The organism is Caulobacter soli, assembly GCF_011045195.1.
Lineage (GTDB): Bacteria > Pseudomonadota > Alphaproteobacteria > Caulobacterales > Caulobacteraceae > Caulobacter > Caulobacter soli.
The window spans coordinates 174,603-198,478 of record NZ_CP049200.1; the positions used below are offsets into that span (position 1 = coordinate 174,603).

At 69.6% G+C, this 23,876-nt stretch carries 20 protein-coding genes; 10 read left to right on the plus strand and 10 right to left on the minus strand.

Annotated features, from left to right (window positions below; genetic code table 11):
* Positions 1–508 precede the first annotated feature (508 nt).
* From G3M62_RS25300 to G3M62_RS25310, 3 genes are all read right to left on the minus strand, one after another.
* A complete protein-coding gene (locus G3M62_RS25300; protein ID WP_246263658.1) occupies positions 509–1,150 on the minus strand; it encodes a LysE family translocator in 642 nt (213 codons plus the stop codon).
* Between the two features lie 89 nt (positions 1,151–1,239).
* Positions 1,240–2,496 (minus strand): NAD(P)/FAD-dependent oxidoreductase, encoded by a 1,257-nt coding sequence (locus G3M62_RS25305; protein ID WP_165191578.1) that lies wholly within the window; start codon positions 2,494–2,496, stop codon positions 1,240–1,242.
* A 40-nt stretch (positions 2,497–2,536) separates the two neighbouring features.
* Positions 2,537–2,938 carry a hypothetical protein gene (locus G3M62_RS25310; protein ID WP_165191579.1) on the minus strand — a complete coding sequence of 134 codons (402 nt, stop codon included), beginning with the start codon at positions 2,936–2,938 and terminating at the stop codon, positions 2,537–2,539.
* 383 nt (positions 2,939–3,321) lie between these two features.
* On the opposite strand from G3M62_RS25310, the gene G3M62_RS25315 reads away from it, so the two are divergent.
* The 5 genes from G3M62_RS25315 (at position 3,322) to G3M62_RS25335 (ending at position 6,985) form a co-directional block, all read left to right on the plus strand.
* Positions 3,322–3,945, plus strand: a complete 624-nt coding sequence (locus G3M62_RS25315; RefSeq protein WP_165191580.1) for a GntR family transcriptional regulator — start codon at positions 3,322–3,324, stop codon at positions 3,943–3,945.
* A gap of 122 nt (positions 3,946–4,067) precedes the next feature.
* On the plus strand, positions 4,068–4,193 hold the full coding sequence (locus G3M62_RS25320; RefSeq protein WP_165191581.1) for a benenodin family lasso peptide: 126 nt from the start codon (positions 4,068–4,070) through the stop codon (positions 4,191–4,193).
* Between the two features lie 164 nt (positions 4,194–4,357).
* Complete coding sequence (locus G3M62_RS25325) at positions 4,358–4,492, plus strand: benenodin family lasso peptide (protein WP_165191582.1); 135 nt, start codon at positions 4,358–4,360, stop codon at positions 4,490–4,492.
* A gap of 55 nt (positions 4,493–4,547) precedes the next feature.
* A complete protein-coding gene (locus tag G3M62_RS25330) occupies positions 4,548–5,207 on the plus strand; it encodes a lasso peptide biosynthesis B2 protein (RefSeq protein WP_165191583.1) in 660 nt (219 codons plus the stop codon).
* A gap of 2 nt (positions 5,208–5,209) precedes the next feature.
* Positions 5,210–6,985, plus strand: a complete 1,776-nt coding sequence (locus G3M62_RS25335) for an asparagine synthase-related protein (protein ID WP_165191584.1) — start codon at positions 5,210–5,212, stop codon at positions 6,983–6,985.
* Here G3M62_RS25335 and G3M62_RS25340 read toward each other — a convergent pair.
* The 5 genes from G3M62_RS25340 to G3M62_RS25360 form a co-directional block, all read right to left on the minus strand.
* Positions 6,957–8,963, minus strand: a complete 2,007-nt coding sequence (locus G3M62_RS25340; RefSeq protein ID WP_165191585.1) for an Atxe2 family lasso peptide isopeptidase — start codon at positions 8,961–8,963, stop codon at positions 6,957–6,959. The two genes, G3M62_RS25335 and G3M62_RS25340, sit on opposite strands and share 29 nt — an antisense overlap.
* 8 nt (positions 8,964–8,971) lie before the next feature.
* Positions 8,972–11,899: a TonB-dependent receptor gene (locus tag G3M62_RS25345; protein WP_165191586.1), complete on the minus strand. Its 2,928-nt coding sequence runs from the start codon at positions 11,897–11,899 to the stop codon at positions 8,972–8,974.
* A 109-nt stretch (positions 11,900–12,008) separates the two neighbouring features.
* Entirely contained in the window at positions 12,009–12,983 is a 975-nt protein-coding gene (locus tag G3M62_RS25350) for a FecR family protein (RefSeq protein ID WP_165191587.1), read from the minus strand.
* Between the two features lie 9 nt (positions 12,984–12,992).
* Positions 12,993–13,538 carry an RNA polymerase sigma factor gene (locus G3M62_RS25355; protein ID WP_165191588.1) on the minus strand — a complete coding sequence of 182 codons (546 nt, stop codon included), beginning with the start codon at positions 13,536–13,538 and terminating at the stop codon, positions 12,993–12,995.
* A gap of 365 nt (positions 13,539–13,903) precedes the next feature.
* A complete protein-coding gene (locus G3M62_RS25360) occupies positions 13,904–14,503 on the minus strand; it encodes a TetR/AcrR family transcriptional regulator (RefSeq protein ID WP_165191589.1) in 600 nt (199 codons plus the stop codon).
* A 103-nt stretch (positions 14,504–14,606) separates the two neighbouring features.
* On the opposite strand from G3M62_RS25360, the gene G3M62_RS25365 reads away from it, so the two are divergent.
* Positions 14,607–16,046, plus strand: coding sequence for an MFS transporter (locus G3M62_RS25365; RefSeq protein ID WP_165191590.1), 1,440 nt, complete (start codon positions 14,607–14,609; stop codon positions 16,044–16,046).
* Between the two features lie 78 nt (positions 16,047–16,124).
* Here G3M62_RS25365 and G3M62_RS25370 read toward each other — a convergent pair whose 3' ends face one another.
* The gene (locus tag G3M62_RS25370; protein WP_246263659.1) at positions 16,125–16,490 is read right to left on the minus strand and encodes a winged helix-turn-helix transcriptional regulator; all 366 of its coding nucleotides are present in this window, start codon (positions 16,488–16,490) and stop codon (positions 16,125–16,127) included.
* Positions 16,491–16,574: 84 nt separating this feature from the next.
* Here G3M62_RS25370 and G3M62_RS25375 point away from each other — a divergent pair, with 84 nt between their 5' ends.
* Positions 16,575–17,150: an NADPH-dependent FMN reductase gene (locus G3M62_RS25375; protein ID WP_165191591.1), complete on the plus strand. Its 576-nt coding sequence runs from the start codon at positions 16,575–16,577 to the stop codon at positions 17,148–17,150.
* A gap of 182 nt (positions 17,151–17,332) precedes the next feature.
* Here G3M62_RS25375 and G3M62_RS25380 read toward each other — a convergent pair whose 3' ends face one another.
* Positions 17,333–17,755, minus strand: coding sequence for a DoxX family protein (locus G3M62_RS25380; RefSeq protein WP_165191592.1), 423 nt, complete (start codon positions 17,753–17,755; stop codon positions 17,333–17,335).
* Positions 17,756–17,895: 140 nt separating this feature from the next.
* On the opposite strand from G3M62_RS25380, the gene G3M62_RS25385 reads away from it, so the two are divergent.
* The 3 genes from G3M62_RS25385 (at position 17,896) to G3M62_RS25395 (ending at position 23,876) form a co-directional block, all read left to right on the plus strand.
* Entirely contained in the window at positions 17,896–18,849 is a 954-nt protein-coding gene (locus G3M62_RS25385; protein ID WP_165191593.1) for a LysR family transcriptional regulator, read from the plus strand.
* A gap of 252 nt (positions 18,850–19,101) precedes the next feature.
* The gene (locus tag G3M62_RS25390; RefSeq protein ID WP_165191594.1) at positions 19,102–19,764 is read left to right on the plus strand and encodes a 4'-phosphopantetheinyl transferase family protein; all 663 of its coding nucleotides are present in this window, start codon (positions 19,102–19,104) and stop codon (positions 19,762–19,764) included.
* A 245-nt stretch (positions 19,765–20,009) separates the two neighbouring features.
* Complete coding sequence (locus G3M62_RS25395) at positions 20,010–23,876, plus strand: non-ribosomal peptide synthetase family protein (RefSeq protein WP_165191595.1); 3,867 nt, start codon at positions 20,010–20,012, stop codon at positions 23,874–23,876.

Below are 23,876 nucleotides of genomic sequence, written 5' to 3' on the forward strand. Positions count from 1 at the left end.
CAGTCGGGCAGCTGACAGACGCCCAATCCCGCGACGCAGGCTTCGATCACCGCATGGCCGCTGTTGCATTGGAAGCGACCGATGGGATGGTGCGGAGCCTCCTGCCCGTCCACGTTGAACCGCCAGGCCGCGGCCGTGCCGCGAAGGCGTTCATGACGCCCAAGGTCCCCCACGGCGGCCGTTCACGCGACGGCGCCTGGCCGACTCTGTCAGCGCGCCCGAGCAATTTGTGATGTCCGCCGATGGCCTGACCCTGGACCAGGCCGCCATGATCGAGTTCCTGGCGATCGGAGCCACGCGGTGCGCCGAACAGAGGTCAAAAAGGATGAAAAGGTCCTGGTGGTCGGCGCAGGACCCATCGCTCTGGGCGCGGCTCTGTTCGCGCGTCTGCGGGGCGCGGGTCTGGGTCGTCGACAGTCGCGAGGATCGCCTGGCCTTCGCCGCCAAAACCATCGGGGTTGAGCAGCCCGCGGAACATGGGCTTGATCTAGCCCGCTTGCGTCAGGATCTACGAATTGCGGCCGTGACCTCCGGCGAAGGCGGCGGTCAAGCCAAGGCCGATCAGAAGAACTCCGCTGACCTGGCGTTCGACCGTCAGAAAGCGACGATTTTTCTTCAGCCATCCCGCCGCAATCCCCGCGATCAACGCGTAGCTGCTGTCGGTGATCAGCCCCAGGATAATATAGATCAAACCCAACGCGCCTATTTGCATCGGAACATGCGGGCGGTTCAAGTCCACAAACTGTGGCAGGAAAGCAAGAAAGAACAGCGCGGTTTTCGGGTTGAGCAGGTTTACGACGAACCCATCTCCGAGAAGTCGAGAGTATTTGCGCGGCTTTGGATCAAGAGGCGCCTCAACCGCCGGCGCGTGACTGAGGATCCGTTTCACGCCAAGCCAGATGAGATAGGCCGCGCCGGCGTACTTGATGACATTGAAGGCCAAGGTCGAGGACGCCAAAATCGCCGACAAGCCCAGAACCGCGACCAGGACATGGACGAGCGTCGCCGCATGAATGCCGATGATCGAGATGAAGCCGGCAAGACGGCCTTGTTCTATCGAGCGAGCGAAGATGTAGAGGACCGACGGGCCCGGGATCGCCAGTAAGAGAAAGGAGGCGCTGACAAACAGCCACAGGTTATTGGTGCTCACCGTATGGGATCTCCAAATGATCTAGGGCCAGCTATCCTCAAGGTCGCGGTGCGGCCGCGGGTTCTGCCGCCGGGTGCGCGGGGAACGCGCTAGGATCGCTCGTCGGAAGGAACAGTCGAGCCGCCGTCGGCGGTCCTGACCCTGGGACGGGCCGTGGCGCGATTGCGCCCCGGCCAGGTCTGGACGCCCGGCATGAGCCGCTCGAAGGTGATGAAATGCAGGACCAGCCAGACCAGAACGTCGCGTAGTCCGCGCGCGACGCGGCCGCCCAGGACGAACAGGATCGGGTTGTCGTTGGCGTCGAGGGGAAAGAGCGCGGCGTACCGGCCGATGGCGATCGCCTGGGCGAAGGTGGAGAAGCTGAACGGCCGGATTGTCGACCCGGCGGCGCGGGCGAGGGCCTGCTCGGCGGCGTAGACGCCGGAGACGGCGGCGGTCAGGGCGGAGGGGCGGAACGGGGCTCCGGTCGAACCCTCGGGATGAGCGCTGTCGCCGACCGCGATCACGCTGGGATGTGAGACGGACCTCAGGTCCGTTCCGACCACCACTCGATCCTGGGCGTCGACCTTGAGCCCGGCCCGCCTGGCTAGCGAGGGCGCGCGCATGCCGGCCGACCAGATGCAGAGGTCGAAGGACAGGCGACGCCCGCTCGCCGTGACCAGCTCGTTCTCGCGGATCTCGCGCACGCGCTCGTCATCGACAAGCGTGACGCCCAGTCTCGTCAGGTCGCGCCTGAGCACGGTCTGAACCTTCGGGCTGATGAAGTCCCCAGCCCGCGTGGCGCTGACCAGCGTGACATCCATGTTCGGCCACGTGGTTTTGACCTCGCCGGCCGCCTCGATCGAAAGCGGCCCGCCGCCGACCGCGAGGACTCGGGCGGGACGTCCGGCCAGTTGGCCGAGCGCGGTCCGCAAGGCGGCGGCGGAGCGCGGACCTTCGCCAGGGTCGAGCCGAAAGGCGTGCTGCGACGCGCCTGGCGCGTTGTCGGCGTCGACACGGGACCCAAGCGCGTAGATGAGCTGACTGAACTCCACCTCCCGCACCAAACCGCCGGCCTCGATGGTGATGCTGTTTCGCGCCAGATCGATCGACCGCGCGCGCGCCTGGATGAAGTGGACGGGCGTGGCCGCCAGATAGGCGGCGAGGGAGGGGATCCGCGGCCTGACCGGGGCGATCATCGCTTCCTGCAGACGCACCCGTTCGACGAACTGGTCCTCGGCGTTGATCAGGGCGACGTGAAGCCCAAGCTGGCGTCGGCTCAGCCGAAGAGCGGCCATCAGCCCCCCGTAGCCGGCGCCCAGAACCACGACATCATAGGGTTTGTCCGAGGCCGGCAAAGACGACATGAGGCGTTCCTTAATGTGGATTTTTCCGTCGCCGCCACGATCAGACGTAGCGCGCCGCGGCCATGGCCGCGGCCGCGATCGCCAGCAGAACGGCCGCGGCGCGATGACCGACGATGAGACGCGCGCGGTTGGGGGGCTTGCTCTCCGGTCCGGGCTCGTGTCGCAGCGCGCCGCCGACCACGGTCGCTTGAACGGCTAGAGCCACAAGCGCGGCGCCGGCGCCGACCGCCAAGACCTGCTCGGCGGTTCCAAAGGGTCCCCCGTGCAAGGCATGCCAAAGATAGGCGCCGGCGGCGATCGCGAGCGCCGCGGCGATCAGTTGGGGAAAGAAGAGCTGCTGGCTTCCCTTCCCCGCCATGCGCGCCAAGGCGAACGTGGAGCCGGCCCAGAACGTGGCGGCGAGGACGTGAACGGCTATGGCTGCAACGAGCGCCAGTTGCATGACATGAAATCCTGCGAGCGGGTCAAAATAGATATACATTGTGTTTATTGAATTTCAAGCGACGACGATGATGAGGGGACGCGCGCCATGTCGGCGTGGCTCGGACCAAGGCGCCCGCCCGTCGTTCGCCAAGAGGATTGGCGGGCTTTTCGCCGGCCGCGGCCGTCAAGGCCGACGATGCGGGGCGGCTGAATGGACCGCCGCCGATCCGGGCGTGGGTGAGGCGGGCTCGGCCAGGCGCTGCCGATCCACCCCCTGGATTTCTCTGGAATGGATCGGCCCGGCGATCCGGTCATGATCGCCGGGTTGGACATCGGCCAACGCCTCAGGGCGAAGGAGAGGCTGGAGAGGGCCGCCGGCCGGATCATCGGTGAGGAGCGAAGATGATCGAGCGTGAAGCCACGGGCGAGCGCGTCTATCTGGCCATCAAGGCCTTCCTTCTGTCCGACGGCGACCATTGGCCCGGCGACAGGATCGATATCGCGGGCCTGTCGCGACGCGTCGGGTCCAGCGCCACGCCCGTCCGCGCCGCCCTGCACCGGATGGCCGGCGAACGTCTCCTGGTCAGCCATCAGGGCGAGGGGTTCTCCCTGCCTCGGATCACCGAGCCGGGATTGAGCGATCTCTACGCCTGGAACGCCTCGGTGATCGTCCAGGCCGTGCGCAGCGCGCCGGCCGGTCCGGCGCCGTCCAGCGTCGCGATCGATGCGCAGGAGCCGGTTCTCGCCATCGAGCGGCTGTTCGCGGTGATCGCCGCGCAGTCGGACAATGTGGAGGTGGAATGGGCCGTGGCGGGGGCCAGCGATCGACTGCACCGCGCGCGCCGCGCCGAGCTGGCCCTGATGGCCGATCCCGCCGGCGAGGCGGCGGGACTGGCCGAGCTGGCGGCCGGCGACGACGCGGCCGCTCTTCGCCAAGCCCTGGTCGCCTATCATCGACGGCGGCTGCGTCTGGTGCCGGCCCTGGTGCGGGCGTTGCACGGGCTGGGCGATCGTCAGCCGCGCTGAGCCCGGCGAGATCCGCGGCGAACTTTCGCGAAATTCGCTCGCTATTGCGTTCGGGTTCTCCGCCGCAGGCCGCAGGCTTGGCGGGTCGCCAACAAGGTGACGATCAGCAAGGGATACCGATCATGGACCGGTTCAACGACGAGGATCCGATCGACCTGGGCGCCGCCAGCGTCGAAACCAAGGGGCCGCTGGAGGGCCATGTCGAGTTCGGCGGCCGCCAGCCGATCACGGGTCTGGCCGAGGACTGAGGCGACGGCGCGCGTGAGCGCGCTTCGGCTCCTGCCTCGGCGCCCGGATCACCGGCCGCGCGGGGGCCGGGGTCCCCGGCTCCGCGCGGCCAGCGATCCGCGGGCCTTTTTCTTCATCCGGGCCTGCCCGTCGCCCGAGGGCGCGGGGGCCAAGGGAGACCACCATGGAACGCAAAGAACCCACAGCCGAGGACGTCGTGATCGACCTGGGCGCGGCCAGCCGCGAAACCCGCGGGCCGTTCAACGGCATGGTCGAATTCAGCGGCCATCTGCCGGCGGCCGGCGTCGCCGAGGACTGAACCTGCGGCGAGGCGCGGTCTGCGCGTCTCGCCAACCGCCGCCAGGGAGCCGATGATGACCTATGGGTTGCGCCCCGGCGTCAGTTTCTGCGAGGCCGAAGGCCGGGTGATCGTCCTTGATGTCGTGGCGGACCGCTATTTTCAGCTGGGCCCCGGGCCGGCGACGTGTCTGCGCGCGCTCGTGGCCGGCGAGACCTCGGCTGGCGATGTGAGCGCCCTGGTCGCTTGCGGCCTCCTGGTCAAGGACGCCGAGGGCGCCCGGCGCGGCGTGGCGCCGTTCTGCTGGCCGCAGGCGCGCGGCAGCGTCGGCGAAGCGGCCCGGGCGGGCGGGCGGGCGCGGATGGTCGATCTGATCGGCGTGTCCGTGGCTCTGGCGCGCGCCTGGATGCTGCTGGAAACCTGGCCCTTCGCGCGGGTCCTGGCGCGGTTGTCGGCGCGCAAGCCGCGCCTGTCGATCCTGGGGCCTGGACCGGAGGCCGAGGCGTGGGCGGCTCGGTTCACCGCCTGCAGAAGCCTGTTGCCGCTCAAGGCCGTCTGCCTTCGCGACTCCCTGGCCCTGCTCGAATTCCTGGCCGACAAGGGTCTGGTCGCGGATCTGGTGATCGGCGTGGAGGTCGCGCCGTTCTCCGCCCATTGCTGGGTCCAGGCCGCCGACCAGGCGCTCAACGACACCGTGCTGCGGGTGCGCCGCCACACCCCGATCCTGGCGGTGTGATCATGCGGTTCCTGGCGGTCCCCGGCGCATCCCGCCTGTCCGCCGCCCCGAGCCGGGCGGCGCTTGCCGTGCGGCTGGCCCAGGCGGGACTGACATGCGTGACGGACGAGGAGGACCTGCTCCTGTTCGCCGACGCCAGCTTGCCGCTCCTGCGGCTGCCGGGCGCGCGGGGCGCGGTGCTGGGCCATGTCTTCGCCGGCGATCGGCGTCTGGACGACCTGTCGCCTCACCAGGTCGACATCAGCGAGAGCGGCGGCCGATGGCTGGTCGAGCGATGCTGGGGCCGTTATGTCGCCTTCGTTCTGGCCGGCCCGGGCCGCCGGCTGAGGGTGCTGCGCGATCCGTCCGGCGGCCTGTCCTGCTACAGGGTGGGCGATCGCCGCGCGCCGGTCTTCTGTTCGGACCTGGCCACGGCCTTGGCCGCCGGTCTGCCGCGGCCGGCGATCGACTGGCGCAGCGTCGCCCACGACCTGCTTTATCGTCGAGTGCGCGGCGCCCGCACGAGCCTGGTGGAAGTGGACGAGCTGCTGCCCGGCCTGACCTGGGCGTCCGATCCGCCAGGCGGCGCGACCGAGTTGGCCTGGGATCCCTGGTCTCATGCCGCCGCCGGGCGGCGGCTCAATTCGCCGGCTCAGGCCGCCGACCTGCTGCGCCAGGAGGTGGTCCGGTGCGTCGGCGCTCTGGGCGCGGCTTTTCCCCGCCTGACCCTGGAGCTGTCCGGAGGCCTGGACTCCTCGATCGTCGCCATGGGCCTCGCCGGCCACCAGGGCGCGCTGGCCGTCAACTGCGTATCGCCAGGCCCCGAGGGCGACGAGCGCGACTATGCCCGGGCCGCGGCGGCGGCGGCCCGTCTTGAGCTGGAGGAGCGGGTGCTGGGGACGGCCGGCTTCGATCCCGCCGCGGCGCCGACGCCCTGTCTCGCCCGTCCGGGGCGTCCGATGGTGTTGCGGTCGGCGCATGACGCGGTGCTGGACCATGTCGCGCGGCATGGGTCGCACGCCGTCTTCAACGGGGCGGGCGGCGACAGTCTGTTTTGCGCGCTCAACACCGCCGCCCCAGTGGTCGATCGATTCCGGACCGAAGGACCGAGCCTGGGGGTGTTGCGCACGATCGGCGACGTGGCGGCTCTGCACGGCTGCTCGATATGGACCGTCGCCCGTCTGGCGTGGCGATCGCGTCGCCGTCCGTTCGACGCGGCCAAGGGCGCGGACGCCGCCTTCCTGCGGGCCGAGGCCTTGCCGGCGGCCCTGGACCTGCATCCGTGGCTGGCGGCCGCGCCGCCGGACGCATCCCTGGCGCGCTTGCGCCATCTGGCCGCCATCACCTTCATCCAGGGCTATATCGAAGGTCAGGGGCGTTCGTCGACCCTGCCGACCGTCGCACCCTTGCTGGCCCAGCCGTTGCTCGAACTGTGCCTGCGGATCCCGACCTGGGAGTGGATGTCGGGCGGCCGTGACCGCGCCATTGCTCGGCTGGCCTTCGCCGGACGGGCGCCGGACGCCGTGATCTATCGCCGCTCCAAGGGCGCGATCGATCATTTCGTGATCGCTCTGTTCGAGGCCGGCCGCGCCCAGATCAGGATGCTGCTGCTGGACGGGCTTCTGGCGCAAAACGGGGTCATCGACGTCCCCGCCGTGGCCGCGGCCCTGGATCGTCCCGAACACCTGCGCGCCCGGGACGCTCACCGCTTGCTCGACCTGGCCGACGCCGAGGCATGGGCCCGGTCGTGGGCCATCCCGCCGGCGCCGGTCAGGGCGACGGCCGCGCCGACTTCATAGCCCGCCAGCGAGCATATTGTTCGGACTTGGCCGGATCGGGATCGACGTGGTCCTGCAGCCAGAACCGGAACCAGTCGAGATTGCGGGCATAGGCGGCGGCGCGATGGCGCGGCTGAACCAGAATGTGGGCCTCGTTGGGAAAGGCGTAGACCTCCGATGGCGTGGTCGAGCGCGACAGCCGGGCGATGAACTCCGGGATCAGGCGATATTCCTGTTCGGGCGTCTGGATCAGCATCGGCGCGCGGATCTTGTCGACATTGAAGGCGGGCGAGAGCGCGCGCCAAGCTTCGGGCGTGATGTCGGGCGGGCCCAGGCCCCAGACCTTGTTCAGCAGATCCGGGACGTCGCGGCCGGCCATGGCGTTGATCCAGTAGTAGGTCGGCTCGATCTGGGTCGAGGCGATCGAGGCCGCGGCCAGCAGGTTCGAGCGCGCCGCGATCCAGGTGGTGACCTCGCTGCCGAAGCTGAGCCCGCCCATGCCGACCCGCGACCTGTCGACCAGGCCCCGCTCGGACAGCAGGTCGATCGCCGCGGCGACCCCCGACAGGGCGGCGTTGTAGTCCGCCACCGCGTCGTAGACTCCGGGCGCGGACGGCGTCTTGTTGATGCACAAGGCCGCCACGCCGCCGTCGGCCAGGGCCGACAGCGGCCATTCGTCCCCTTCCCCGCCGCGCAGGAATCCGGCGCAGCGATAATAGGTGACGAACAGCGGCCAGGGCGTGGCCGGCGCGCCGGGACCTGGCCGCACCAACTGACCCGTGAACAGGCGGCCGGTCTTGTCCCGCCAGGTCAGGGCCTCGACGGTGGCGGGGCGTTGCGCCAGGTTCCGATTGGGCTCGGCCAGGACGGTCGCGGCGCCGGTGTCGAGCGCCCAGGCGACCAGGCGCGGCGGCTGGGCCGCCGAAGCGACCACGCAGACGGCTGTATGATCATCGACCGCGCAGGACGTCGGCACGACCCCGCCGCCATTGAGCAGGCCTTCTCCGGTGGCCACCGTTCGGACCCGGTCGTCGCCGACCCGCCAGGCCAGAAGGGTCTGGCGCTTGGCGGCGTCGAGGGTGCTCAGGATCACCTCGTCCCGATCTCCGCGCCAGGCCAGGCTCTCGATCCGCTCGCGACAGGCGCTGGCCGGGCAGGTCACGCGCCCGCCCTCCGGCCGCAGGATCTGCAAGACGCGTTCGGCCCCCTCGCCGGAGACCTGGGCGACGCCGCGGCCGGCCGGTGAAACGGCGCTGACGGTCGGGGTTCCGAGCACCTTGCCCAGGCTCGGCGCGGGCCCCAGGCCCGACGCGCTGACTTCCTGCGAGGTCGCCGCGCGCGGCGCCTGGGTGAGCGGATCGACGGCCAGGTAACGCCGGGGCTGGTCGGCCAGCAGCGGCGCGCGGTCGAACCAGCGGCCCACGAACCGTTGGCTGGCCAGGCGGCCTTCGATCTCGATGGCCGCGAACAGGTTCTGCGCCGGATCGACGCTGGCGTCGATCCGCACCCCCTCATCGCGCTGCCGGGCTTCGGCCTGGACGATCTCGTCGCGGGTGGCGCCGACCGCATAGACCAACAGGCCGTTGGCGGCCAGGCCGAAGGCGGAGACATTGGCCGGGTCGCGGGTCAGCCGCCGGGCGGCTCCGCCGTCGAGCGGCGCGCGCCAGACCTGCACCGCGCCGTCGATCAGGGCGCGGAAATAGACCGAGCGGGAATCGGGCGACCAGCGCGGCGCCTCGGCGTGCAGGATCCCGTAGTCCCGCCACAGGGCGTCGCCGCCGTCGGCCAGCCGGCGAGGCGCGGTCTTGCCGTCGAGGTCGACGATCCACCATGACAGATCCTGGCGATTGCGCTCGATCGAGGCCTGGTCCTGACGGAAGACGACCCGGCGTCCGTCGGGCGACAGGGCGAGGCTGGAGATGTCGACCGTCTCGATCAGGTCGCGCATCCCGGGGCCGGCGGCGGCCGGCCAGGCCGACAGCAGGGCGGCGAGGACCAACAGCAACCTCACCATGCCTTGGTGACCTGGAAGGCGATCAGCCGGCCGGCCGGACTGGCGTTGTCGGCGTCGTATCCGATCACCGAGCTGGGTGTGCGCAGCACCGCGAAGGGCGGATCGCGATCAAACAGGTTGGAGATCGACAGGCTGGCGCGAAGACCGGCTCGGGGTCCGGTCGAGACCGGAGACCGATAGCTCAGCTGCAGGTCGGTCGTGGTCCAGGCCTCGACGTGCTGGGCGGGGGTGATCGTCTGGTTGCGGTAGCCGTCGACGAAGTTGACGAAGCCGTTCAGGGCCCAGTCGCCCCGGCTCCAGCCGATCGCGCCGCGGGCCCGCAGCGGCGGGGGATTGCCGACGGTCCCCAGTACGTCGACGCGCGGCGCCGTGGGCGTGAAGCCCTGCTTGAGGTGGAAGATATAGCTGCCGGTCAGGCCCAGACTCAGTTGGCCGCCGCCCAGGAGGGTGTCGTAGCCAAGATCGAAATCGACGCCGTCCTGACGCACGACCGAGAGGTTCTGGACGCGAAGGTCGAGAATGATCTGCACGGCCGAGGCCGGGATGTTGTCGGGATTGTAGAGAAACGGCGTGGCGTAGTAGCCGGCGACCTTGGCCAGGGCCGGGGCGTCCTCGATCAGGCTGGCGTAGACCCCGCGATTGAACAGCACGTCGAAGGCCGCCGAGTTGGGATCGGCGATCCGGTCGCGATAGCGGATATTGTAGTAGCTGGCGCCGGCGTGCAGGCCCGGCAGCGCCGTGGGGCGCACCTCCAGGCCGGCGGTCCAGGTCTTGGCCCGCTCGGGGCCGATGTCGGCGGTGTTGCCCAGCAGGCCCAGCACCGTGGAGACCCCGGTCGGCGACTGCGGATCGGGAATGGTGATCGGCTGATAGGCCACGTAGCCGGGGCCCAGGATCTGTTCCTGGAAGCCTGGGGCGCGGAACGACGTCCCGTAGGATCCCCGCAGGGTGACGCCCTCGATCGGCCGCCAGTCGAGCCCGATCTTGGGGTTGGAGGTTGAACCAAAGCCGTCATAGCGCTCGACCCGGCCGGCCAGGGACAGGTCGATCCGGCGCACGAGCGAACCGCGCTCGCCGATGACGGGGATCAGCAGTTCGCCATAGGCCGCGGAGATTTCTCGGGACGGCGGATAGACGTTGGCGACGGCCTGGGGGGCCGCGTAGTAGACGTCGTTGAGCGAGGTCTGCTTGAAGCGCTCCTGGCGATGTTCGGCGCCGACGGCGAGTTTGACCGTTCCGGCGGGCAGGTCCAGCAACGCGCCGTCGAGCTTGGCGCCGACGAACCACACGTCATAGAGGCCTCGGCTGGAGGTGAAGCCGCGGACGGCGGCGATCGTCGCGCGATTGGTCGAGCCGGCGTCGCCGAACAGGTTGTAGGCGCTCGCCGGATTGGGATCGCTGACCGCGACGCCCAGACGGTTGCGGTTGATCATGTTGTCGGTGCGCGTGGATTCGGTCTGCTCGCCAAAGCCCGCGGTCACCGTGCCCGACCAGCCGTTCAGCCGCGCCACGGCGCCGACCACCCCGTTATAGGCCCGCACCGTTCCCGACGAGGTCGTGGGGCCAAGGTCCCCGGTGAAGTTGTAACGCAGCGAGATCGGCTGGCCCGTGCCCAGCGGGTCGACATAGAAGGGATTGCCCGGAGATACGGTCACCGCCTGCAGGTCGGGGATCACCCGGCTGTCGAACTTGCGCTGCGCCCAGAGCAGATCGCCAAAGACCGTCACCCGCGCGTTGAGATCCTGACGGATCGCCGCATAGGCCGAATGGCGGGTCTGGCGCGGCAGAAGGTCAGCCTGGGCCCAGGCGTCGCCGCGATTGGCCTGATCGGCCGCCAACTGGACGGCGGCCAGATTGCGACCGTTCTGACCCGCCGGAATCGCGAAGTTGCGGCCGCCGGCCACGATGGTGCCGGGGCCGGCGTAGGTCGAGCGATAGTCCAGACCGCCCAGACCGCTGAGATTTTCGCTGGCGTAGTCGCGGTCGGCGGCGGCCAGGCGGTCGCGCCGATAGACCTCGTAGGCGATCACCGCGTGGCCGCTGGACCAGCGGCGACCGAACAGTTGGCTGGCTTGAGACTCGTTGAACCCGTCGGCCGCGCCGTAGCGCAGGCTGGTTTCCGCGCCGTCGAAGGCTCGCCGGGGCGCCAGATTGACCACGCCGGCCACGGCGTCGGAGCCATAGAGGGCCGAGGCGCCGTCGGCCAGGACCTCGACCCGCTCGATCACGCTGGAGGGCACCAGCGACAGATCCGCGAAGGTTCCGGAGACCCCCCCGAGCGCGGGCCTCACGCCGTCGATCAGCACCAGCGTCGAACTGGGGCCCAAGCCGCGGAGATTGACGCTGGAGCCCTTGGCGATGTTGTTGCCCGCTCCGTTGCGAATGCTCATTCCGGCGGTGGCGTCATTGGGGCCGCCGCCATAGTTCTGCGGCAGAGCCTGGACGATCTGTTGGGTGGTGGCGTAGCCGCTGGCTTCGATGTCCCTGCGGGTGATGGCGATCAGGTTGGAGCCCACCGGCGCCGCGCCCCGAATCCGGGTGCCGGTCACCACGATTTCCGACAGGCTTTCAGCGGCGGCGGGTTGCGGCTCCCCCGGGGCGGCGGCCTGCAGAACCAACACCGCGCCGACCGGGGTGACCTTCAGGTTCTGGCGGGCCAGCAGGGCGTCATAGGCCTGTTCGGCGGTGTAGCGGCCCTTGAGGGCCGGGGCGGTCTTGTCGCGCACCAGGCTGGAGGAGACCACGACCTGGCGGCCGCTGACGCGGGCGACCTCGCCCAGGGACTTGCCCAGGGCTTGGGCGGGCAGGTCATAGTCGCGCGTCGCCTCCTGGGCCGGGGCCGGCGTGGCGGCGACCAGGGCGAGGGCGGCGGCTCCGATCAACAGGCCGTGGCGATGTGAGACGTGATGGTGGTTGAACATGAAAGCCCCCAAACCCAAGGACCGCGCCGATCGCGGTCTGTCTGGGGGCCTTGACGAGATCGCCGCGGGCGACCTCCCAAAAAACTTTCACGGTTTCAGAGAAAATGCGTCATGCCGCCTTGCGGGCGAGCAGCAGTTCGCCCTGCGGGGTCTGGGTGAGGGTCAGGCCAAACGCGGCGGCCAGGGCCTTGGCCAGCTCCTCGGGGCGCGTGACCCGGAAGCCGCCGGTGACGCGCAGGCGGCCGAGCGACGGGTCCGCCAGGCGGATCTTGCGAACTCCGTAGCGGTTGGCCTCGGCGACGACCTCGCCCAGCGGCGCGCCGTCGAAGGCGCGAAGGCCGCTGGGCCAGTCGCGGCCGGCGGTCGCGGCTGGGCGCGGCGTGGCGGCCCCGCCCTGTCCGATCGTCACCTGCTGACCAGGCTGCAGACGCAGCGACCGAACCGGAATGGGGCCCGACCCGGGCTGGGCCAGGGCGATGTCGAGTCCGCCGCTCATCGCCGCGACCTCGAGGGCCTGGTCGTCTCGGCGCGCGAGGTCGAAGACCCCGCGGTCGGCGGCGATGCGGATCGCGCCGGCCCGCACCGCCACCGGGCCGGTCGTCTGAACGCGGGCCCGGCCGCGCTCCAGCCGCAGCTGCGGGCGGCCGTCTCTCGAGCCGGCGACCAGGCGGCTGTCGGTGTCCAGGGTGACCAAGATCCCGTCGGCCAGGGCCACGGTGCGGATCTCGCCGACCGCGGTGTCGTACCGCTCGCCGCCCAGGTTCGACCAGGGCGCCCGGCCCTGGATGAGAACGGCCAGGGCGATCGCGCCCGTCAGGCAGACCGCCAGGGCGCCCCACAGGGCCGGCGGCGGCCCGGCGCGGCGGGCGCGGCTGGTGCGGATGCGCAGGTCGGCCAGGCGGGAGTGGCCCAGGATCGCCGACTCGTCGAACCGCCGGACCAATTGGTCATAGGCGCGCTGGTGGACCGTCGTGGCCCGCCAGGCGTCGAAATCCTCGCGCGCGGCCTCGCCGCCGGGTCCTCGCATGCGCGCGAACCAGGCCGACGCCTCGCGGCGCAGCCGCTCTTCTTCCCCCGTGTTCATCGCAACAGTCTAGAGCCGGCTCAACGCGCGGTCGATATGGGCGATGGCCTTCATCATCTGCTTTGTGACCCCGCTTTCGCTGAGACCGACGATCTGGGCGATCTCGACATAGGACTTCCCGTCCAGTCGATGCAGCAGAAAGATCTCGCGGGTCTTTGGCTTGAGCCCCATCACCGCGGCTTCGTAACGCGCCAGGGTCTGGCGGGCGACCAGCGCCTGGTGTGGATCGCCATCGTGGGCGGGGTGGGCTTCGGGGTCGAACGGGGCGTGGCCGCGTTCGTATCGGCCCGCCGCGCTCTTGGCGCGGTCGCGCAGCAGATTGCGGGCGATGCGCTGAAGATAGGCCTCGGGATTGAGCAGCGCCTGCCTGTCCACGATCCGGGTCAGGCGCAGGAAAGCCTCCTGAGCCAGATCATGGGCGTCCTGGTGACTGGCGCGCCGGGTCAGGAAACGGATCAGGCGCGGCGCCTGGCTCCGAAAAAGGGCGTCGAGCTGGGCGCGCCCGGCGGGAACCGGCTCGTCCGTCCGGACCGGCTCGAGGACTTCGACGGTCATTCAAGACCGTCCTGGCGCGCCGTTCGGCCTGGCCCTTGCTGTTCCAACTCTGCCTGCACCATCCGCCTCCTGATGAGGCGGGAACCGGCGAGGGCCGGCCCGATGAGACTCAAGCTTGAGTGAGGGGCGGCCGTCATCGACGGCGCCGCGCGCAGCACACCGGTCGATCCGGGGCGGAGCCGGACGCGAAGCGGTTGGTTCAAGCGAGGTTCTCACGCCTCGACGCCGCGCTTTCAGCGGCGTGGCCCGAGTCTAGAACAAGGGTTTGCGGAATGGCAAGGCGGGGGATGGCGCGGGGCGCGCCGGGAGCGCGCCCGCCAAACGAAAAGGCGTGGGGCGCGCGGATCGCCTGGCCGGCGGTCGCCCTACGACGCCGCGGCCCCGTCGATCGCCCGCATCACGACCGGAATCATCGCCAGAAGACGTTCCTTCGACACGCCGTCGCGCGCCTGCACGGACAGGCCGTGCAGCACCGCGGCGTAGTAGTCGCCGATCATCTGGGGGTCGGCCTCGGGGTTCAACTCGCCTTCGGCCGCCGCGCGCTCGATCCGCTCCACCAAGGACGCGGTGCGGCGAAGGCGATAGTCGGCCAGCCACTGGCGCACGCCCGCGTTTTCGTTTGTGCAGTTGGTCGCCGCCGACACGACCATGCAGCCGCGCGGACGATCCTGGCTCGTGTAGGTTTCGACCGCTTCACGCAGAATGCGCTCGATCGCCCGGCGGGCGGTCGGCTCCTGCTCCAACGCCCGCGTGGCGAAACCGCCCTCCTGCGCGTCATAGAGCGCCACGGCCTCGCGAAACAGCGCCTCCTTGGACCCGAACGCGGCGTAGATGCGGGCCGAGGCCAGACCCAGCGTCGAGACGAGATCGGCCATCGACACGCCTTCATAGCCACGCGACCAGAAGGCGTCGCGCGCCTTGGTCAGCGCCTCGTTCCGGTCGAACTCCCGCGGCCGTCCCGCCATTCGAAGCCCCATTCTTGATCAAGCAGCAAATAATTGCCTTGACAGGCAAAGGCAAGGCTTCATTCTTTAGTGATCGACAAAGAATCCTTGGAAAGGGAACGGCATGAGCACATCGGGTCAGGCGGGGCTGACGGCGGCGACAGGGGTTGGAGCAAGACGGGGGGCGGCCCTGGCGCTGCTCGCCTACGCCCAGCTCATCTACTCGCTCGACATCAACATCGTTTTCGTGGCGCTGCCGCAGATCGGCGCGGGCCTGGGCTTTTCCGGCCAAACCCTGCAATGGGTGGTCAGCGCCTACATGGTCCTCTGCGGCGGGTTCCTGCTGTTTGGGGGGCGCGCCGCGGACCTGATCGGTCAGCGACGCATGTTCATCTTCGCGCTCTGGCTCTACGCGCTGTCGTCGCTCGCCGGCGGTCTCGCCGGGTCGCCCGGGATCATCATCGCCGCGCGCGCGGTGCAGGGGATCGGGGCGGCCTTCCTGTTCCCGGCGACGCTGTCCCTGATCAATCGCCTGTTCGCCGAAGGCCCCGCGCGCAACCGGGCGCTCGCCGTGTGGGGGGGCTCGGGCGCGAGCGGGCTGACGGTCGGCGCCTTGGCGGGCGGCTTCCTGACCGCCGCGTGGGGCTGGCCGGCCGTCTTCTACGTCAATGTCGTGCTGGCCGGCGTCGCCATTGTCGCCGCCTTCTTCGTCATTCCGCCCGACCCCAAGCGGCATGAGCGACGCAGCTTCGACCTGCCGGGCGCGCTGACGGTTTCGATCGGCGCGACGCTGCTGGTCTTCGCGCTGGTGCAGGGACCGGAGTTCGGCTGGACATCGCCGGCGATTCTGTGGGCCCTGGCCCTCGCTGCGATCTTTCTGATCGTCTTCGCCGCGATCGAAGCGCGAAGCGCCGATCCGCTGATGCCGCTGCGGCTGTTTCGCAACCGCAGCCTCGTCGCCGGGATGACGATCACCTTCCTCTACATGAGCACCTTCGGCGCGCTGCCTTATTTTCTGACCGTGTTCTTCCAGAACGTCCGCGGCTTCACGGCGCTTCAAACCGGCTTTGCGTTTCTCATCCCGTCCATCGCCATCGCCGCCGGGACCCAGGTCGGCGAACGGCTGGCGACGCGGTTCTCGACCCGCGCCACGCTGATCGGCGGCATGATCGTCGGGGCGTTTGGCGCGGCCTGTCTCGTCGCGGGCGCCGGCGTCGACAGCCCCTATCTGGCCATGGCGCCGGGACTGGTCCTGTCCGGCGTCGGTCAGGGCGTCGTGTGGACCGGCATGTGGATCGCCGCCGCCTCCGGCGTCCATCACGACGAGCAAGGCGTCGCCTCGGGCATGGCGTCCACGACGCTCAGCGTCGGCAACGCCATCGGCCTGGCCGTGCTGATCGCCGCGGCCAATCGCCATGTCGGCGGACTGTCGGGCCAGGCCCTTCGGACGGCCGTCGCGGACGGCGTCCAACTGGCGTTCTGGCTCGCGGCCGCCGGCATTCTCGTGAGCGTTCTTGCGGTGTTGGCTCTGCGTCGTCAGACGCCCGCGCCGGCCGGCGAATGACCTGAAGGGGGCGACCCAGGCGGCGGCTTTTCGACAAGAGGACCTGGACGCCCCTTGTCGGGCCCCTTCCCCGGGGGGCTAAGTCGCCGCCGCGGCGTCGAAACGCCGCCGCGCCTTGTCGATCTCGACGATGTTGGCCGACACCCAATGTCCCAGCGCCATGATCGGCTCGCGCAGGGAGTCGCCCATCGGCGTCAGCGAATATTCCACCTTGGGCGGGATGGTCGGGAACACTTGCCGGGCCACGAAGCCGTCGCGCTCCAGGCCGCGCAGGGTCAGCGTCAGCATGCGCTGGGAGATGCCGTCGATCGCGCGCTGCAGATGGCTGAACCGCATGGCGCCGTCGCCCAGCGTCATGATCGTCAGGATGCTCCACTTGTCGCCCACCCGGGCGAGGATCTCGCGCACCGGGGTGCAGCTATCAGCCGTGTGCCTTTGTTCCAAAAAAGTGCCTCCTTGTCCGATTTCCGACACCGCATCATTTGTGCGGTCGTTACGAAAAGTAACCGGAAAAGGGTCCCCTACTCCATGCTCAGGCTCGCACTCATCATCGGCAGCGCCCGCCCCAATCGCTTCGCCGACATTCCCGCCCGATGGATCGCCGCCGCCGCCGCCAAGCGCGAGGATTTCACGCTCGACGTCCTGGACCTGCGCGACCAGAACCTGCCCTTCTACGAGGAGCCGGCGCCAGCCCTGTTCACGGGCGGGGTCTTCACCGCCCCCGCAGCCGAGGCGTGGCGCCACAAGATCGGCCAGTATGACGGCTTCATCGTCACGGCCGCCGAATACAATCACGGTCCCACGGCCGTGCTGAAAAACGCCTTTGATTCCGCCGCGTTCGAGTGGCGGCGCAAGCCGATCGCGTTCGTCGGCTACGGCACCGTCGGCGGCGCGCGCGCCATCGAGCACCTGCGCGGCGTGGCGATCGAGCTCTACTTGGCGCCGATCAAGCCCGAGGTGAACATCTCCATGGAGCCGTTCCGGGGCGTTCTGCAGGAGGGCAAGAGCCTCGACGACTATCCCTATCTGGGCCAGAACCGCGATGCGCTGTTCGACGAGCTGGTATGGTGGGCCGCGGCGCTGAAGGCCGCGCGCGACGCTTAGGCGCGCGGGTCCGGCCCTCTCCCGAGAGGCTCGGAGAGGGCCGGACCTGGAGAACGCTCAAGCCGACCAGGCCGACAGGAGCGTCAGCGCGATGTGGACCGGATCGTCGCCCCGTCGTCGGCGACGACGGGGGCGAGCTGATCGGTCGGCGCTGTTGCGCTTGGGAAGGGTATGGGCGGGGGCTAGCGAGGGTCGATCGGGGCGGCCCAGCCCCGGCCCCAGAGCACGAAGATCGACAGCGCCAGGAGGACGACATTGGCCGGCGCCAGGCTCGTCTCGCCGCGCGACAGGTGGAACGCCAGGGCGAGCGTTTGCAAAACGACGAGCCCCAGGGCGGCCGCCACGCCCAGGCGCGGCTTGATGCGGGTGGCGGCCGGCAGGAGCACGCCAAGACCGCCGGCCATGTCGACGACGCCGGTGAACAGCACCAGATGGGGATGGTCGCCGGCCCAGGGCATCATCAGCGAGAGCCTGGCCACGGGCGTGGTGAGTTTCAGGAAACCCGCCCCCACGAAGGCCACGGCGAGCAGACCTTGCACGATCCAGAGGGCGACCGACAGCAGACGGTTGGGCCGGGGGGGCGTGGAAGCGGCTTCGGCGGACATCGGACGTTCCCTTTCGAGCCAGCCGGATTGGGTCGCGGCTGGCACCGAAAGCGATAGACCTTCACGATCATCCGAAATACCGATAAAGATGCGATGAAATATATCTGATATTTCGATGATGTCGGGCGGAGAGCAGCCGGGTGGAGGGACTGACGCTTGATCAATTGGCGGTCTTCGCCGCCGTGGTCGACGCGGGCAGTTTTTCGGGCGCGGCGCGGCGGCTCAACCGCGCGCAATCGGCTGTCACCTACGCCGTGCAGCATCTCGAAGCGCAGACCGGGACCGAACTGTTCGACCGCTCGGCCTACCGACCCAGCCTGACCCCGGCCGGCCGTGCGCTGCTGCCGCGTGCTCGGCGGGTCCTGGAGGGCGTCGCCGATTATCGTCGCCAGGCCCGGAGCCTGCTGGCCGGGGCCGAGCCGCGGATCACCCTGGCGGTCGATGTCGTCGCCCCGGCCGTGATCCTGACCTCGGCGCTGAAGGCCTTCAAGACCGCCTTTCCAACCGTCGAGGTCGCCATTCTGGTCCAGCCCATGGACGCCACGCTGAGCGTCCTGCGCCAGGGGATCGCCGACATGGGGGTCATCGTCGACGTGCCCGGGACGGACCTCATGGAAGGCCTGGAGCGCGTGGCCTGCGGTCGCCTGAGCAGTTTGCTGGTCGCCGCCCCCGATCACCCCCTGGCCCGAATGAAGGGGCCCGTTCGCCGGGACGATCTGCGAGACCATGTCCAGATCCTGCTGTCGTCCGGAGCAGAGGCCAGCGGGACGAAGGACTGGGGCGGGCACGCGGTCAATCGCTGGCGCGTCAACGATCTTGGCCTAAGGCGGAGCCTGCTGCTGGAGGGCCTGGGATGGTGCAGCATGCCCCGGCATTTCGTCGCCGAGGACCTGGAGGCCGGGCGTCTCATCGCGCTTCGGCTGGATCCCAGGAGCGTCGCCGAGCAGCCTCCGGAGTTCCCGCTCAGCGTCGCCCATCTCCGGTCCAAGGTGCTGGGGCCGGCCGGCATGTGGCTGAGGAACCGCATGAGCGGGTTGGATCAGCCTGCGATCGGCTCGGAGATATCGGGCGGCGGTGCGGGGCCGGCGCTCTGACCAGCGATCGTTTCAATGTCCGTCGCGGGCGGTTGGCGAACATGAAGCACAGCTGATTTGGAGACCCGGTCGCGCCAGAAGGACGTTGCCGACCTCCAGCATCCACCCCTCCATGCCGACCTGAAAGTCTGCAGCGCCGGCCGGACAGCGCCAATTGCAACTCGGGCTCATCCTGCTCATTACCCTTATTCATTAGACGAACCCGGGACCGCGAACGGATCGTCGAATGACGATCAGGTCACTGGACAATGCATGAGCGCCGAGGACACGACGGCGATAAAGGCGATCTCGGCGTTGCGCGGACTTTTTCCTCCGGCGGTCGCTGTCGCCGCCCGCTCGATCGCGCTCGACGCCGACGCACCGGAGGCTATACGGCGTCGGCATCGCAGGAGCGGCCGGCTTTGCGCGGCCGACGCTCTGGCGGTCCTGGCCATCTCGCCAACGCTGAGAGAACACCCCGCGCCGACCTGGCCATCGGACGCGGCAGGCAGCATCAGCCATTGCGAGGACCTGGCCTGCGCGGTTGCGGCGCAGGCCTCCCAGGTGGTCGCCCTCGGCGTCGATATCGAAGCGGCCCGCCCCTTGATCGAGGGGGCGGAACTGGTCTGCGGCGACGCGGAACTGGACCACTTCGACACCCTGCCCCCACTCCCCGCCGGTAACTGGCCCCTACTGACGTTCTCAGCCAAGGAGGCCTTCTACAAATGCCAGTATGCGGTGACCGGCCGCCTGCTCGACTTCCGCGACTTCGAGATCCGTTTCGACATTCACGCGCCGGCGACGGGTCGCTTCACTCTGCGGCGAACCCGACCCTTGCCGATCCCCGACCACCTCGACCTGGACATCGAAGGACGCTGGGCGGCGGATCGTTCGCATGTCTACACCGCCGCCTGGATCACGCGCCCCGCGCCCTGATCGAACAATTTCGGACCTCATCGTCTCAAGTCCTCGGATGCGCGCCCGGTTGCCGCACCGCAAAAGCCGATATACCCAAATAGAAATTCCAACGATCAAGCAACCGAACCTCGGTCGCAATCGAAGGATAGAAAACTATTCATCGAATACGGGACGCAAGTCGCTGCACGACTTGGCGTGATCGCCTCCGCACAATCGAACGCGGAGATCGACGACGCACGCCAGCCACACAGAGCAAGGTGATCATGACCATCTTCGCCACCGCTTCCTTCACGTCCGCCCTGGCCGGCGCGCCGCCGCAGGGGACCCTGGCCGCGCTGCTCCTCGCCCAGGCCGAGGCCGCGCCCCGCGCCGTCGCCCTCATCGAGGGCGAAGCCCGGCTTACGACCAGCGATCTCGTCGATCGCGCCAGCCGCGTCGCCGCCCAGCTGATCGCCGCGGGCGCGGTCAATGACACGGTCGTGGGCCTGTTCGCCGAGCCGTCGGCCGCCCTGATCACCGGGCTGTGGGGGATCGTGCTGTCTGGCGCGGCCTATCTGCCGTTGGCGCCCGACTATCCCGAAGAGCGCCTGCGGCTGATGATCGAGGACAGCCGCCTGCGGATCGTGCTCTGCCAGGCCCGCTTCGCCGCCACGGTGGAGACTTTCGCGCCGCCCGGCACGACCGTCGTGGTGATCGAGGACGCCCTGGCCGCCGGCGGCGAGGATTTGTCTCGCCGCGCGCCGGCGCTGTCGGGCCCGCGCGACCTAGCCTATGTCATCTATACCTCCGGCAGCACCGGCCGCCCCAAGGGGGTGATGATCGAGCAGGCCAGCATCGTAGGGCAACTGCGATGGCTGGCGCGCGAACACGGCCTCGTCCCCGGCCAGATCCTTCTGCAAAAGACGCCGATCAGCTTCGACGCGGGCCAGTGGGAGCTTCTGGCCCCGGCCCTGGGCGTCACCATTGTGGTCGCCCCGCCGGGCGCCCATCGCGATCCCGACCTGCTCATCGACCTGGTGGTCAGCCATGGGGTCACCCTGCTGCAGGTGGTCCCTACCCTGCTGCGGGCCCTGGTCGAGACCGAGCGACTGGACCGCTGCCACACGCTGGCGCGAGTCTTCAGCGGCGGAGAGGCGCTGTCCAACGGCCTGGCCCGCGCCACGTTGGACGCCCTGCCCTGGGCCAGCCTGATCAATCTCTACGGCCCGACCGAGTGCACCATCAACAGCTCCAGCTGGCGCGTCGAGCCAAGCGCCCTCAGCGATCCGGCCGCGTCGGTGAGCATTGGCCGCCCAGTCGCCGATACGACCTACCATGTCCTCGACGCCGACCGCCGGCCCGTGGCGCCCGGCGCCGTGGGCGAGCTGTGGATCGGCGGCGCGCAGCTGGCGCGGGGCTATCTTCACCGGCCCGACCTGACGGCCGACCGCTTCATCCTCGATCCCTTCCGACCGGGCGTCGCCGACGCGCGCCTCTACCGGTCCGGCGACCTGGTCTTCGCCGCGCCCGACGGCGCCGTACAGTTCGTGGGCCGCGCCGACGACCAGGTGAAGATCCGAGGCTTCCGCATCGAGCTGGATGAGGTGCGCCTTGCCATCGAGGCCCACGACTGGGTCAAGACCGCCGTCGTCGTCGCTCAGGACGACGCTCGCGGCGACAAGAACCTGATCGCCTATGTCGAACTCAGCCCGCGCGAGGCGGCGCTGATGGACCAGGGCCGGGCCGGCGCTCATCACCAATCCAAGGCCAGCCGCCTGCAGGTCCGGGCCCAGCTCTCCAATCCCGGCCTCAAGCGCGACGCCGAATTGGACGGCCTCGTCAGCATCGACCTGCCTGGCGACCAGGCCTCTCCCGCCCAACGCCGCCGCGCCTTCGCCCGCAAGACCTATCGCTTCTTCGAAGGCGGAGCTGCGGCCCTGACCGAGGTCGAGGCGCTGCTGAGGCCCAAACCCGTCTTGGTCGCACCCCGTGCGCCTGAAGGCGTCTCCTTGTCCGAACTGGGGACTTTGCTGCGCGAGTTTGGCCAGCACCACAGCCCCGAGCGGCTGCTGCCCAAATACGCCTATGCCTCCCCCGGCGCGCTGTACGCGGTGCAACTGCACCTGGAAATCACAGGCGTGACGGGCCTGGCCGACGGAACCTATTACTACCATCCGGTCGATCACCGGCTCGTCCGGGTGGCGAAGGCGACCTCGTCCGCGCCGGGCGTCACGGTGCATCTGGTGGGCCGCCGCCCGGCGATTTCGGCGGTCTATCGCAGCAACGTCCAGGAGGTCCTGGAATTGGAGGCGGGCCACCTGTTGGGCCTGTTCGACGACGTGCTGGGCGAGCAGGGCCTGGCGATCGGGACGCCGGCCGAGCACCACCCGGTCGCCGCCGCCCTGACCACCAGCCAAGACGACGTCTATCTGGGCGCGTTCCCCCTGACCTCGCTGGGCGCGCCTGCGCAGGCGCGGCATCTCGTCGCCCACGTCCAGTCGCTGGACGGACGCCTTGAGGGCCTGACGCCGGGCCAGCATCGGCTGGGCGCCGACGGCGCCTTCGTCCGCGTCGCCGAGGGCCAGATCGAACGCAAGCACGTCATCGCCATCAACCAGCAGGTCTATGACCGGGCCAGCTTCGGCCTGACCCTGACCAGCGACAACCCGCAAGCCTGGCTGCGCTACATCGAGCTGGGCCGGTGGCTGCAGCGTCTTCAGCAGAACGGCCTGTCCCTGGGGCTGATGTCGTCGGGCTATTCGTCCAGGACCAGCGAGGACCTGCCGTCGGCCCGTCGCATCGCCGCCCTGCTGGGCCGCGAGGTCGGCGCCTCCTACTTCTGCGTCGGCGGACGGCTGTCTCAGAGCCAGATCGACAGCCAGGGCATGAACGAGGACGCCGTGCACATGCAGGGCCCGGCCGAGCTGATCGCCGCCGACCTGCGCCGGCTCCTGCCGCCTTACATGGCCCCCAGCCGCCTGGTCATCCTCGACGCCCTGCCCTTGACCGCCAACGGCAAGGTCGACCGCAAGGCGCTGGAGGCCCGCCGCGACCTGCTGGGCGGGACCGACGCCCGTCCGCACGTGGCGCCCCGCACCCCCGGCGAAGAAACGATCGAGGCGATCTGGCGCACGGCCCTCAAACGGGACCAGGTTTCGGTCGAGGACGACTTCTTCGCCCTGGGCGGCAACTCCCTGACCGCGGTGTCGCTGATCCACCGGATCAACGCGGCCCTCGGCGCGCGACTGAAGCTGCAGGCGCTGTTCGAAGCCCCGACGATCGCCGCCCTGGCCCGCAAGGTCGAGGCGGGCGAGGAGCACCAGGCCTCGCGCGCCGCGCCGCTGCGGGCGCATGGGACCGGCCGTCCGGTCTTCTGCTGGCCGGGCCTGGGCGGCTATCCGATGAACTTGCGCGCGCTGGCCAGGGGCCTCGGCGGCGAGCGTCGGGTCTTCGGCCTGCAGGCGCTGGGGATCAACGCCGGCGAGGTCCCGCACGGCGACATCCAGGCCATGGCCGCCGCCGATATCGAGACCCTTCGCAAGATCCAGCCCTCGGGCCCCTACACCCTCTGGGGTTATTCCTTCGGCGCGCGCGTGGCCTTCGAGACCGCCTACCAGCTGGAACAGGCCGGCGAGACGGTGGAGGCCCTGCACCTGATCGCGCCGGGCTCGCCCAGGCTGGACCTGCCAGCGACGCCCGCCGGCCCGCGCTACGACAATCCCAGCTATCAGGCGATCCTGTTCTCGGTTTACGCCGGCGCCCTGGATCATCCGGACCTGGCCGCCTGGCAAGTCGAGGTCCGCGACGACGCCAGCCTGGCCGCCTTCGTCTCGGCGCGCTTTGGCCTGGACGCCGACCTGGCCGTGCGCATCGCCGCCATCGTCCGGGCCACCTACCAGTTCCGCTACAGCTTCGAGGAGCTGGATCGCCGCCGCATCGCCGCGCCTGTCACCCTGATCAAGGCCCGAGGCGACGACTACGCCTTCATCGAGGGCGTCAGCGGCTACAGCGCGACGCCGCCCAGGGTGATCGAGCTGGATGTCGACCACTACGCCTTGCTCAAGCCCGATGGCGTCGCGGCCCTGGCTCGCGCTCTGGCTGAACCTGCCCGCATCGTCCCCATCCCCATACGCGTCGTCGAGGAGGTCTGA

What these genes read in the sequence shown, in the direction of transcription:
- G3M62_RS25305 (WP_165191578.1), bottom strand. Translation starts at nt 2,496, where the DNA reads ATGTCGTCTTTGCCGGCCTCGGACAAACCCTATGATGTCGTGGTTCTG.
- G3M62_RS25310 (WP_165191579.1), bottom strand. Translation starts at nt 2,938, where the DNA reads ATGCAACTGGCGCTCGTTGCAGCCATAGCCGTTCACGTCCTCGCCGCC.
- G3M62_RS25315 (WP_165191580.1), top strand. Translation starts at nt 3,322, where the DNA reads ATGATCGAGCGTGAAGCCACGGGCGAGCGCGTCTATCTGGCCATCAAG.
- G3M62_RS25320 (WP_165191581.1), top strand. Translation starts at nt 4,068, where the DNA reads ATGGACCGGTTCAACGACGAGGATCCGATCGACCTGGGCGCCGCCAGC.
- G3M62_RS25325 (WP_165191582.1), top strand. Translation starts at nt 4,358, where the DNA reads ATGGAACGCAAAGAACCCACAGCCGAGGACGTCGTGATCGACCTGGGC.
- G3M62_RS25330 (WP_165191583.1), top strand. Translation starts at nt 4,548, where the DNA reads ATGACCTATGGGTTGCGCCCCGGCGTCAGTTTCTGCGAGGCCGAAGGC.
- G3M62_RS25335 (WP_165191584.1), top strand. Translation starts at nt 5,210, where the DNA reads ATGCGGTTCCTGGCGGTCCCCGGCGCATCCCGCCTGTCCGCCGCCCCG.
- G3M62_RS25345 (WP_165191586.1), bottom strand. Translation starts at nt 11,899, where the DNA reads ATGTTCAACCACCATCACGTCTCACATCGCCACGGCCTGTTGATCGGA.
- G3M62_RS25350 (WP_165191587.1), bottom strand. Translation starts at nt 12,983, where the DNA reads ATGAACACGGGGGAAGAAGAGCGGCTGCGCCGCGAGGCGTCGGCCTGG.
- G3M62_RS25355 (WP_165191588.1), bottom strand. Translation starts at nt 13,538, where the DNA reads ATGACCGTCGAAGTCCTCGAGCCGGTCCGGACGGACGAGCCGGTTCCC.
- G3M62_RS25360 (WP_165191589.1), bottom strand. Translation starts at nt 14,503, where the DNA reads ATGGCGGGACGGCCGCGGGAGTTCGACCGGAACGAGGCGCTGACCAAG.
- G3M62_RS25365 (WP_165191590.1), top strand. Translation starts at nt 14,607, where the DNA reads ATGAGCACATCGGGTCAGGCGGGGCTGACGGCGGCGACAGGGGTTGGA.
- G3M62_RS25375 (WP_165191591.1), top strand. Translation starts at nt 16,575, where the DNA reads ATGCTCAGGCTCGCACTCATCATCGGCAGCGCCCGCCCCAATCGCTTC.
- G3M62_RS25380 (WP_165191592.1), bottom strand. Translation starts at nt 17,755, where the DNA reads ATGTCCGCCGAAGCCGCTTCCACGCCCCCCCGGCCCAACCGTCTGCTG.
- G3M62_RS25390 (WP_165191594.1), top strand. Translation starts at nt 19,102, where the DNA reads ATGAGCGCCGAGGACACGACGGCGATAAAGGCGATCTCGGCGTTGCGC.
- G3M62_RS25395 (WP_165191595.1), top strand. Translation starts at nt 20,010, where the DNA reads ATGACCATCTTCGCCACCGCTTCCTTCACGTCCGCCCTGGCCGGCGCG.